General features: G+C 40.8%; 9 protein-coding genes. 4 read left to right on the forward strand and 5 right to left on the reverse strand.

The genetic code is table 11. The annotated features are described in order from the left end of the window. Positions 1 to 199 precede the first annotated feature (199 nt). Positions 200 to 1,177, reverse strand: a complete 978-nt coding sequence (locus tag GNT69_RS02845; protein WP_203553429.1) for a bile acid:sodium symporter family protein — start codon at positions 1,175 to 1,177, stop codon at positions 200 to 202. A 287-nt stretch (positions 1,178 to 1,464) separates the two neighbouring features. Here GNT69_RS02845 and GNT69_RS02850 point away from each other — a divergent pair, with 287 nt between their 5' ends. From GNT69_RS02850 to GNT69_RS02860, 3 genes are all read left to right on the forward strand, one after another. After that, on the forward strand, positions 1,465 to 3,222 hold the full coding sequence (locus GNT69_RS02850) for a sensor histidine kinase (protein WP_203553430.1): 1,758 nt from the start codon (positions 1,465 to 1,467) through the stop codon (positions 3,220 to 3,222). Then, the gene (locus GNT69_RS02855; RefSeq protein ID WP_203553431.1) at positions 3,206 to 3,934 is read left to right on the forward strand and encodes a LytR/AlgR family response regulator transcription factor; all 729 of its coding nucleotides are present in this window, start codon (positions 3,206 to 3,208) and stop codon (positions 3,932 to 3,934) included. The genes GNT69_RS02850 and GNT69_RS02855 overlap by 17 nt, the downstream gene beginning before the upstream one ends. A gap of 242 nt (positions 3,935 to 4,176) precedes the next feature. Further along, positions 4,177 to 5,631 carry a carbon starvation CstA family protein gene (locus GNT69_RS02860; RefSeq protein ID WP_203553432.1) on the forward strand — a complete coding sequence of 485 codons (1,455 nt, stop codon included), beginning with the start codon at positions 4,177 to 4,179 and terminating at the stop codon, positions 5,629 to 5,631. A 1,376-nt stretch (positions 5,632 to 7,007) separates the two neighbouring features. Here GNT69_RS02860 and GNT69_RS02865 read toward each other — a convergent pair. The 4 genes from GNT69_RS02865 to GNT69_RS02880 are packed head-to-tail and all read right to left on the reverse strand — an operon-like array spanning position 7,008 to position 11,460. Continuing rightward, positions 7,008 to 7,829, reverse strand: coding sequence for a dimethyl sulfoxide reductase anchor subunit family protein (locus GNT69_RS02865; RefSeq protein WP_203553433.1), 822 nt, complete (start codon positions 7,827 to 7,829; stop codon positions 7,008 to 7,010). 12 nt (positions 7,830 to 7,841) lie between these two features. After that, the gene (locus tag GNT69_RS02870) at positions 7,842 to 8,417 is read right to left on the reverse strand and encodes a DMSO/selenate family reductase complex B subunit (protein ID WP_203553434.1); all 576 of its coding nucleotides are present in this window, start codon (positions 8,415 to 8,417) and stop codon (positions 7,842 to 7,844) included. 15 nt (positions 8,418 to 8,432) lie between these two features. Continuing rightward, on the reverse strand, positions 8,433 to 10,814 hold the full coding sequence (locus GNT69_RS02875) for a DMSO/selenate family reductase complex A subunit (RefSeq protein WP_239093995.1): 2,382 nt from the start codon (positions 10,812 to 10,814) through the stop codon (positions 8,433 to 8,435). Continuing rightward, complete coding sequence (locus GNT69_RS02880) at positions 10,801 to 11,460, reverse strand: molecular chaperone TorD family protein (RefSeq protein ID WP_203553435.1); 660 nt, start codon at positions 11,458 to 11,460, stop codon at positions 10,801 to 10,803. The genes GNT69_RS02875 and GNT69_RS02880 overlap by 14 nt, the downstream gene beginning before the upstream one ends. A 387-nt stretch (positions 11,461 to 11,847) precedes the next feature. On the opposite strand from GNT69_RS02880, the gene GNT69_RS02885 reads away from it, so the two are divergent. Next, entirely contained in the window at positions 11,848 to 12,126 is a 279-nt protein-coding gene (locus GNT69_RS02885) for an amphi-Trp domain-containing protein (protein ID WP_203553436.1), read from the forward strand. Positions 12,127 to 12,320: the final 194 nt, after the last annotated feature.

Here is a 12,320-nt window from a genome sequence, read left to right on the forward strand (position 1 = left end):
GGATGCGTCTTTTTCATGGCTGATTTAAAGCTTAGTAAAGATTAAGGGAGACCATTTGGATTTAAAAGAATGGAAACAGGGAACCCACCATTGGGTCCCCTGCTTTCAACCTTTATGTTCTGTTTCAACAAACACGTCATCGTAATTATACTAAATTCCGCATTTTTACACATTTTAACAGAACAAGGGGGTTGCCGCCCTATCCTACCATTTCCCGTTTCTCATCTGCTTCTGCTTGTTCTTTCTTATTTGATTTCCTTGCCCAATACGAAGCGAGGATTGATCCATTAATGACATGCAGGGTAACGGCAACCGCTCCTGGTAATGCGGTTAGTGGCGAAGCGGCAAAATGGACTTTCGCAAGTGAAACTCCTAAACCTGCATTCTGGATGCCTACCTCAATCGAAAGAGCTCTCCTTGTTTCAGCATCTAATTTCAGGAGAACACCGACCATATAACCAACAAATAATCCAGAGTAATTGTGTATTAGAACCGTTACAAATATAATCAATCCTGAAGCGGCAATATTATCTCGATTTCCTGAAACGACAGCGGCACATACAAGAGCAATCGCAATAACCGAAATGAGCGGCAGCAAAGCTCCCCCTTTTTCCACAACCTGTGGCGCCAACTTTTGAATGAATAATCCTAGAGCAATTGGCAGGATAATCACCTTAATAATTGAAACGAACATGCCAATCGGATCGACCGGCATCCACTGTCCCGCGAGCAAGTACAAAAGGGTCGGGGTGAGAATCGGCGCAAGTAACGTCGATAAAGAAGTCATCGCAATCGAAAGAGCCGTATTTCCTTTTGCAAGATAAACCATAACATTTGAAGAGGTCCCGCCTGGAACGCATCCTACTAAAATAATCCCGGCAGCCAATTCCGGAGGAAGCTTAAATAGAACAGCAATTCCGAAGGCAAGCAAAGGCATAATTGTAAATTGGGCTAAAACCCCGATAATCACCGGCTTTGGTTTGGAAATCACAAGCTTAAAATCCACTGGTTTCAATGTCATCCCCACGCCGAACATAACAATCATAAGGAGCGTGGTAATATAGGACCCTAACCAAACAAAGTTCTCATGCCAAACAAAAGCGGCAATTGCAAAAAGCACACTAATCACACTAAAATACTTATTAGCCAATTGACTAATTTGATTCATTACTTTCATTGTTGCTAACTCCAATCTCTATAGATGTATAGTTTTTTCTTTTGCTACTCTTTTCGAGTAGGCCCACAAACCTACTACTTTTTGATAATATGAAAATTTTAAAAGAATGCTTGATATTATAACGCTATAATTCGAAAAAGTCTATAGGATTCTGAAAAGTTAAAAAGGCGCATATGTGCTTAGCCCTTTAAAGCCACTAAAAGGGAAGGTATTTTTCCATGATTTCATCTTTTTCGTTTTTTCCTTTAAAATGAGTTTAATGATACTGATACAAAAGGGGAATTTTTATGTTCGAATTGTTAGGAACGATGTTGGAGAGGCTAGGCATCATTGTGATGATCGCCTTTATTTTAACGCGATTTCCCTTCTTTCGGGATATGATTTACCAGGATCAGCTTAACCGGAAACAACAGTATACCGCCATCGTCTTTTTTGGTTTTTTCGGTATTATCGGCACTTATACTGGACTTAGCCTTAGTACAGAAAGCTTGGGTTTCAGCCGTTGGACGGCCGACCTTGCATACGATGAAGCCATCGCCAATTCCCGAGTCATCGGCGTCGTATTAGCCGGGCTTCTGGGCGGCTATAAAGTAGGCATCGGGGCTGGGCTGATAGCTGGGATTCACCGTATGACATTGGGCGGCTTTACTGCAATCGCCTGTGGGCTTGCTACAATCATCGCCGGCATCATTGCTGGAGCGTTTCACAAGAAAAATCAGCATGTAAAACTGCGCTCGGCGTTTCTGATTGGGGCCGCAGCGGAAGCGATTCAAATGCTGATTATTTTACTGTTTGCTCGTCCATTCGAACAAGCTTTAACACTCGTTGAAATCATTGGCATCCCAATGATCGTCGCCAATGGACTTGGTTGTGCGATTTTCCTGCTCATTATTAAAAACGTCATTCACGAAGAAGAAAAAGTAGTCGCGGTCCAAGCGCAAAAAATTATCCGGTTAGCCGATCAAACACTTGGTCATTTGCGAAACGGCATCAATACCGATTCCGCACAGGCAATATGTAAAATCCTCCATCAAGAAATCAAAACGAGCGCTGTCGCGATGACAAACAAGACAGAAATTTTAGCTCATGTCGGACTTGGGGATGATCATCATCGCTCGAATAGTCCGATTCAAACACAAATTACCGTTGAAACCATTCAAAAAGGTACAATTATTGTCGCCAATCAAGAGATGATTCACTGCCGCGTGAACCGCTGTCCACTTGGTGCGGCAGTTATCGCACCGTTAAAACTACGCGGGAAAACGATCGGAACTTTAAAATTTTACTTCCGCTCAGAAAAAGAAATTACGAACGTAGTCATGGAGTTGATTTCCGGGCTTAGTATAATGATCAGCAATCAACTCGAAATTGCTGAAGCCGATAACGCCTACCAGCTCGCCAAAGATGCGGAAATTATGGCGTTGCAGGCGCAAATTAGTCCACATTTTTTATTTAACACTTTAAATACGATTGTATCGCTCATCCGGATAGACCCCGCAAAAGCGCGGAAATTGCTCGTCTCCCTTTCCCATTATTTACGGCAAAATCTATCGGTGACGACGAAGCGATTGACAACATTAGATCAAGAACTAAATCATGTAAAAGCCTATTTAGCGATTGAAGAGGCGAGATTTGTTCATAAATTAGAGGTAGCTTATGATATTGACGAAGACGCTCTCAGTCAAAAAATCCCTCCGCTCACACTCGAACCTTTAGTTGAAAATGCGATTAAACATGGCTTTAAAAATAAAGAAACCAATTGCTTCGTAAAAATTTTAATCAAAAAGCGGCGAGACATCATTGAAGTCATCGTTGAAGACAATGGCCAAGGAATCGACCAACAGCGAATCGCACAACTCGGGAAAGCCAACCTCGAATCCGAAAAAGGAGCAGGGCTTGCGTTATACAATATTAACCGCCGCCTTTCAATCATGTTCGGGGAGGATGCGGCTCTTGTAATTACCAGTGAACCGAATAAAGGAACAAAAATCCGTTTTTCAATCCCATATGAAGAGGAAGCGAAAGAAGATGGAAACCTATATTAAAACGTTAATTGTTGATGATGAATTATATAGTCGCGATGAGTTAAAACACTTGCTTCAGGAATATCCTTTCATCCAAGTGATAGGCGAAGCGGAAACTGGTGAAGCAGCGATTATGAAAACAATCCAACTGCAGCCTGATCTTGTTTTTTTAGACGTCGAAATGCCGAAATTGAACGGGATGCAAACCGCGAAAGCATTAATGGAGTTGAAAAAAACACCTTTAATTGTGTTCGCAACCGCTTATCCGGAATTTGCTGCTGAAGCATTCCGTTATAATGCCGTCGATTATTTATTAAAACCATATGATGAAGATCAATTGAAAGAAACAATGAAACGAATCGAAGAAAGGCTTGCGCCACAAACAGCAGAGTCAGGAAAAGCAGCGGCGAAACTGGCCGTAGAAGCCGATGGAGAAATTTTTTACCTCGAACCAAGTGAGATTCTGTACATTTTTAGAGATGAGAAACTGACGCGCATCATCGCTAAAACAGGAAGTTACGAGACGAAAACACCACTCAAAGAGTTGGAGTTCCGCTTAAGCTCGTACTCGTTTTTCCGTATTCATAAAAGCTATTTAGTCAATCTCGAGTATGTTACCCGCTTAACTCCTTGGTTTAACGGTGCTTATCAACTCGAAGTCGCCGGACAGAAGGAATTGCTTTCCGTCAGTAGAAACTATGTGAAAGCATTACGCGCTAGGTTAGAAATTTAGCTATGGCATTATGGGTAAGTTGAAATTCCCAAAAGCATTGCGTGCAAGGTAAAAAGTTTAAGGGAACAGCGGGTTTTTGCTTCACATTTTACGTGCATCTTAATTCAAATTAACAACATCTTAATCTTGATTTTCAACCTTTTAATCCTAGAATCATCTATTTCTTCTAATCTCTTACTATACTAGTGGTAACAAAATGAAAACGCTTTATCCATGAGTTTTATACAGAGGGGGAGAAATGGATGTATACATTCTTAGCTGGGATTGTCTTACTGATCATCGGTTATTTCACTTATGGAAAATTTATTGAAAAAGTTTTTGGGGTAAAAGAAGAACGTGCAACCCCAGCGTATGTGAATAGCGACGGGGTTGACTATATCCCAATGAGTACACCGCGAAACTCATTGATTCAGCTTTTAAATATCGCAGGTACCGGGCCGATTTTCGGACCAATTATGGGAGCGCTTTATGGACCTGTCGCTTTTATTTGGATTGTGATTGGTTGTATTTTTGCCGGAGCTGTCCATGACTATTTGACAGGGATGATTTCGATCCGCAACAAAGGAGCTCATTTACCAGAGCTTGCAAGTAAATTTTTAGGGAAAATTATGAAGCATGTCGTCAATGCTTTTGCGGTGCTGTTGCTGTTATTAGTTGGGACCGTGTTCGTGTCAACACCAGCTAGCTTGCTTCATGTATTAATCGATGGAAAAATCGCCCTTGGTGTTATTATCGCCGCAATCTTCTTTTATTATATTTTAGCTACTTTACTACCAGTTGATAAAATCATCGGACGTTTGTATCCATATTTTGGGGCCCTGCTGTTAATAAGTGCTTTTGGGGTTGGGATTGGTTTAGTTGTCACTGGGGCACCAATTCCGGAGTTGTCACTTACCAATTTCCATCCTAATAACTTACCAATATTCCCACTGATTTTCTTTACGATTACTTGTGGAGCACTGTCAGGGTTTCACGCGACCCAAACGCCAATTATTTCACGTACGACCCAAAAGGAAAAACAAGGTCGGAAAATTTTCTATGGCATGATGATTGCAGAAGGAATTATCGCAATGATTTGGGCAGCTGCCGCAATGAGCTTGTTCAACGGCTATGGTGGTTTAAATGAAGTGCTAGCAGCTGGCGGTCCTGGAGCCGTTGTCAGCGAAGTATCCGTCGCAATGCTTGGAGCAGTCGGTGGAACACTTGCAATTCTTGGGGTTGTCGTTCTCCCAATTACATCTGGAGATACAGCCTTCCGTAGTGCCCGGATGATTATTGCTGAGTATTTAAATGTTGCACAAAAGAAGATTGGCAGCCGTCTTTGGATTGCGATTCCACTTTTCGCTATCTCTGTTGTGTTAACACAAATCGACTTTAATCTTCTTTGGAGATATTTTAGCTGGGCGAACCAAGCAACAGCGGTAATTGCTCTGTTTGTTGGTGCGATGTATCTATATATTGCGAAAAAGAATTACTTTATCCCATTAATCCCTGGCGCATTTATGCTCGTGATGGTCATTACCTATATTTTAAATGCTCAGATTGGATTTAGACTTCCAATGACTGCTTCATGGATAGGCGGTGTCATTGGTGCGGCCGTACTGATTGCCCTTTTCTTCCGAGCAGCGAAGAAAAATCGCGCCAACCAGCTTCCACTTGAGGAAGATATATCTGATTGGAATCGAGCGGCATCTTAATATCCCGGAAAGGGCAAGCTTACACGACCTTCTTACTATAATCCAAAAGTGCACGTGGATGAACCACGTGCACTTTTTTGTGTGAAGCGAGTGTATTGGTGATTTTTATTTCGAACGCTTGGATTAAGTTCACTTTTCTTGACGGTTTTATTCCGAGTACTCGCATTAAGTTCACTTAGCTTGACGGTTTATCCAAGTACTCGCATTATGCTCGTTTTAGCTGCTGGTTTATTCCGAGTACTTGGATAAAACGAGTTTTTAGCAGATTTTTAATTCGAGTACTAGCATTAAACTCGTAAAAATAATGCTAGTACTCGTCATAAAGACGATAATGTCACAAAAATAATCTTAGTACTTGGATTAAAAAGCTATTTTAATAGGCTATAATCCTACTACTAAGAATATATATACCTACTACTCGGATTAAAAAGTCGATTACCAGCATTATCTTTCAAAAAAGCTATTATTATCCGAGTACTAGTAATATCACGAGACTATTTTACCCCATGTTCGCTAAGCTTTTTATCGAGAAATGCCTTTCACAAAAATAAAAGTACCGGCTCCTCCTACGCCGAATACCATGATAGCCACACATGCTATCCCCACTACCTATACACTAACTCATAAATGTGAAAATTTGGATTAGCCCATGTAAATTAGATGTAAAAAAATATTAAAACAAAAACTATTCGTAGCCATTATCAGAAGGTTAAATTACCTAAAATAATCTTAGTACTTGGATTAAACAGGGCTTTTACTTGGTTCTAAGCCTACTTTCACAAGAATATATCCCCACTACTCTGAATAAAAAATTGGTTACTAGCATTATGATCCATCCCAATACTAGTAATATCATGAAGCTGAATAACTAGGTCTATGATTAAGCACTAATCCTTTTTAAACGTCAACAACTCATGACTGAAGTCACGAGCTTGTGAAGGCAAAAATCGCCTTCTGGTATCAACAGCCCAATATACGCCCGTTGGCATACCGATTCAATCACCTTATTTAAGAGGTGGACTGTTTGACGAGGAACCAAGCGAACCCCGTATTGATAATCACATGCGCTTGGCTATCGCTACATGTAACGGTTTTTTGTTCGTGTTGCTTGAACATTTTACGATGCAGAGCTTTTCCTGCATCAACCCTATATGTTCAGTTTTCAAAGAACAATTTCTAGTTATATTATAGCATGTATAATGTGGGATACAAAAAGATTAGCTGACATGTCGGATACTTAATCTAGTACAAAATCTCGCGATTTTCGAGCACTAGACCGTATCCGAAGGCGATTCATCTCATGACTGAAGTCACGAGGGTTCTCGCCTATTATCTAAAAGAGCAACTCACCAAAAATGAGTTGCTCTTAATAGATTTTACGCTCCCAATACGTAGAACACGTATCTGCTCATGCCTTCTGCAATGACAAACACGGCTAATGCGGCATAAACTAATGAAAAATTCACTTTCGGTTTGTTGCTTAAAGATAAGTAACCAAGAACGGCTAATCCTGCGATTTCAATCACCCAGCGAACCCCAATCATACCTGAGTATGGAGCAAGCTTTGCAGCCGCTGTTTCACCTGTGATCATTTGGATTTCTGGCGTGTATGCGGCAAACATAGCCGATCCAATTACTTGGATCATCACACCTAATACCCCAAAACTAAAGGCCCATTTAACAATTTCCTTGACTTCTTTCCCTTTAAAAGATGGGAGAATAAGACTTGCGCCAAGAACAGGACCAAGGGCAAGTACAGTACCAAAGAACACGACGTACGTATTAAGATGATCCCAGCCGTTAACACGGGTAACCGCATACGTTTGGGCCATCGAGAAGATTGCAGCGAGACCAACCATTCCAGTAATGAGCATCAACGTCGGACTTACCTTTTTGTTTAAGACTGCAAGTAAAGCTAGAATACAAGCTAAACCAATAAAGATACCTACAAATACGATTTCATTGCTCATCCATGAGCGACCAAATCCTCTAAGTGTGTTAAATGCGCTCATCGGACTGCCTAAGTGGAAGAACGATCCGATTAAACCTACAACGGAAACGATGGCGATAACGATTAGGGGCAGCTTCATTTCCGTTCCCGTTTTCGCTAAAATCCGGTTCATAAACCATAAGAACAGAATCCCACCGACTGCTGCTGGGATGGCAACAGTAAAGATTAATAACGACCATTCATGCATGTAAATCCCTCCTTAATTTGCAAATTTATGTGGAGTAATGACTATATTTGGATTCGTTATTGAAGAGTTTGGCATTCCTTTTACTTGATCCGTATGACCATATTTTGCGCGAAGCTCTTCAATTGGGCCAACCTCAATTGCCCGCACCGGACAAGAGCCTTCACACGCTGGGCGCTCCCCTTTATCCAACAAATCTACACATAAGTTGCATTTCGTCATCTTGCCTAATTCTTTATTATATTGAGGTGCACCATATGGGCAGTTCCATTCACAATAGCGACAACCTGCACATTTGTCTTGATCAATCACGACTACGCCATCTTCATTTCGCTTAAACATTGCTCCAGTTGGACAACCTTGTACACAGGTAGGGTTGTCGCAATGATTACAGGAAATGGAAAGGAAGTATGATTGGACATTTTGAACAAAAGTTCCATTGGCATTTTGTGTAAACGATCCACTTTCATATGGATACACACGTCTAAAATTAACGCCTATTTCATTATCGTTTTTATCCTTACATGCAATCACGCATGTTTTACAACCGATACAGCGAGACTGGTCGATATAAAATCCTAATTGTGTCATTTATAATCCCCTCCTTTAAACCTTTTCTACTTCAACTAGATTCGTATGTTGCGGGTTTCCTTTTGCCAAAGGTGAAGGTTCTTGAGTCGTTAATGTGTTAATGGACCCGCGAATATCGATTCCATCTTTATCAGCTGTATGCCAAGCCCCTTGCGGGATCGCAACCGTTCCTGGAATAATCCGATTTGTTACAGTTACTGGAATATGAACAATTCCTCTATCGTTATAAACCTTTACCAAGTCATCCGTCTTAATATTTCGCTTCGCTGCATCCATTGGGTTCATCCACATTTCTTGCCTTCCTGCCTCTTCCATCCAAGGGTTGTTATCATGCATAGAGTGACAACGGCGCTTATAATGCCAGCCAATTAACTGCAGTGGAAATTTCTCCAATAAGTTACTTTCAGGTCCTTCAGCTACGGCAATATGCTTTGGAATCGCTGGAATATCTTCGTGTTTATTCATATCCCAAAGCGCTTTTGAAAAGATTTCGATTTTCCCTGACGGAGTCGAGAATGGATTATTTTCAGGGTCTTTAATTTGTGCCTCAAATCCAACCGTTGGCTCTTTAAAATCCCATTTATGAATCCCTTTTTTCTTCATTTCTTCCCAAGTAGAGAAGCTTGGATCTTGCTTGCGTGTTTCTTCAATCACCCATCTTGCCCATTCTTCCTCTGTTTTTCCTTCGGTCAACTCTTGTTCCACACCCATTTTTTTCGCGAGCATCGTTAACCACTCATAATCCGACTTGGTTTCATATATGCTATCGATTACTTTTTGAGACAGGATTGCGTAATCGCCGTACGTCCATGGCAATCCAATATCATAGCGCTCAAAGAACGTATTCGATGGCAATAAAATATCGGCAAATTTGGCTGATGGCGTCATGAAAATATCACTGACAACAATAAATTCGACAAGACTTTCATCTGCAAGAATTTCTTTCGTTTTATTGATATCACCATGTTGGTTAACTAACGCATTGCTCGCCATATTAAAAATCAATTTAATATTCGCTGGCAAGGTTTGTCCTTCTTCCAACCCTCTTACACCATCTTCTGGACCCATTTCTTTGCCGCGGGTAATTGCATCCGTAAAGAGGAAGCAAGGGATTGATATGTTTAAAGGGTTCGGCACATTTGGAACAGCGGCAACACCAGTACGACCAAAATAACCAGCTCCAGAAGCCCAGCCACCTTTAATGCCGACATTTCCAGTCAATGACGCTAAAACGGTGCTGCCACGAACAATTTGCTCACCGTTCATATGACGTTGTGGGCCCCACCCTTGAATCAATGCTGCTGGCTTTGCTGTAGCATAATCACGGGCCAACTGGCGAATTTTATTTGCTGGTAATCCACAAATTCCTTCTGCCCATTCAGGGGTTTTTGGTGTGCCGTCTTTTTCGCCGAGGATATAGCTTTGAAGCGATTCTCCTTCAGGAATTCCTTCAGGCATATGCTCTTCATCATGTCCAAGGCAATATTTATTCAGAAACTCTTGATCATGTAAATTTTCAGTAATGATGACATGCATCATCGCCGCCATTAACGCATTGTCTGTCGTTGGACGAATCGGGAACCACTCGTCGGCTAAGGCGACAGCTGAATCTGATTGCCTTGGATCGACAACGTAAATTTTCGCTCCAGCCTCTTTTGCTTTTTGTAAATAAAAATTCGTTGGCGTTCCAAAAATCGTTTCGGCAGGATTAAACCCCCATAAAATAATCAATTGCGAATGAGACCAGTTATCCAAACTACTTCCCGTAGCGGTTGTACCATAAGTGAAAGGAGTCGCATTGGACGTTTGCGCGGTACTATAAGTGTTGTAATAGCCTAAATACCCGCCTGTCGCTCCGAATAGTTTATTAAACATCACTCGTCCGCTAACAATTCCTCCCCAGTTTCCTGAGCCGTAGTTGCTATAAACCGCTCCACGCCCGTATTGATTTGAAATACGTTCCGTTTCGTTATAAATGGTATCGATCGCTTCTTCCCAAGTGATGCGTTCGAACTTGCCTTCGCCGCGTTTGCCAACCCGTTTCATTGGATATTTTAAGCGGTCCGGATTATAAACAAACTTTCGATAGCTTCGCCCACGTATACAAGCGCGAATTTGTGGACATGTTAGCGTGTCTTCTTTTGCATCATCTGTAGAGATGCGAACTATCGTCCCATCTTTTACATGTGCTTTTACTAAACAGCGTCCGCCACAGTTTGTCGTCCCACAAGTAGGAATAACCATCTCTTCTCCTGTTTCAGCGGCACGAACTTTCTCTGTTAATTTATTCGTGGCCACAACCCCACCGAACGCGAGCGGAGCACTTATTGCACCAGACCATTTCAAGAATTTTCTACGTGGCATCTTATGTTCAGCCATTTTTTTAAACAAGTTCATAATCCAATACCTCCTTTAGTTGATTCATATATTGATAGTCTTCATGAATCAAATCCTGTAAAAATAATGCAGAACCCTTATAAAGCGAACTTGGTGTCGAAGAAAGAATATCTTCTACAAAAGGGGGAACCCATTTAAGCAAATGTTCCTCTAGAAGAGAAAATTGAGTTTGTATTGCTTTAAGGAATTGTTCTTCGTCTTGGCTGATTATCGCATTGATTGTCGTTTGAATTAAATAACCCATAAATTCTAATTCCGTTGCGATATGATCTTCCGGTTCATGACCATCTCCTTCAAAATGAAGATCGAATGATCGCAGCTTTTCTCTCAATTTTAACGTCTGTTCGCCAAAAAGAAGTCTCTCTCTCGAGCGATAAACCGACTCCCATGGTGGAGCTGGAATCACTCCCGGGCCAACGAATAACTGCATAAACTGCTCCCTTTCAAACGCTGCAACTTCACTTAACTCACGTACGCCTAGTTCTTTCGAAAAAGCAAATAAATATTCGTTTCCATTAAGCTCTTGTTCTTTCAATGATTGAAAGACTTCGACTGAAAGGGGGTGACTAAAAATCAATTGCAGAAGTTCATATTGCGCTTTCCGTACATTCATCTCCAATTGAAGATTCTCTAATTCTTTTTGCACTCCGTTCACCTCACATCTTAAAATTTCACCAGTCACTCTCGTTTCAGAAGCGAACACAGTATGAAAATATTTTTCGACCTTTTTTAAATTATGTGATTAACTTCACATACAACTTAATTTTAAATGATATTGCACGCCTTTAATATGGTCCCACCATACAAATTCCCCCCGCCATTTTTGTGCGTGGTGACCACCAAATTTTACATCTTTGTGAAGCCATAGATTTGTCAAAAACACTAGAAGGTTATAAAAATAAGGTTTCTGTTAAAAATAAAAATCAATCATCCAATCGTCTACTTCGTTGAATATTACCAATTTTGTATCAATTTAAACGAATCTTAGCCACAAATTTGTTTTACAATGAAAGAAAGACAAGGAGGGATCAGCATGGAGGAAAGAAACAAGCCCGTCACAGAGGTATTGTTGAAGCATAAAGAACAACAGTCGACAGTTGAATTTGCCACGATGCTTGAAAAAATTGCCGAGAAATTAAAAACGGAAGGTCAATTCACCTTTGTCCAAGGCGAAGAACAAATTCTTGTTCAGCCTGCATCCCAAGTAAAAGTGGAATATAAGTACACGCAAAGAGGGGACAAACACTCCTTCGAGATTGAATTTGATTGGTATACAGGAGAAAGCCAACAAAAATCTATGGGAATCGAATAAGATCATCAAAAAGGGAGAAAAGCACAAACATGAAGTTTTTGCCTCTTTCTTTTTTTGCACCTAAATTTTGTAATTTGCGATGGAAAGACCATCCCTAGATCCTAATTTAAAAAATTAAAAGGAGAAACTACCACATACTAACGGCAGCTTCTCCTTAATTTGCGATTTATTACATACTTTAAGTAAATGGGAGT

The sequence above is a fragment of the Bacillus sp. B15-48 genome (genome assembly GCF_016879755.1).
In the GTDB taxonomy this organism is placed as follows: Bacteria; Bacillota; Bacilli; order Bacillales; family Cytobacillaceae; genus Mesobacillus_B.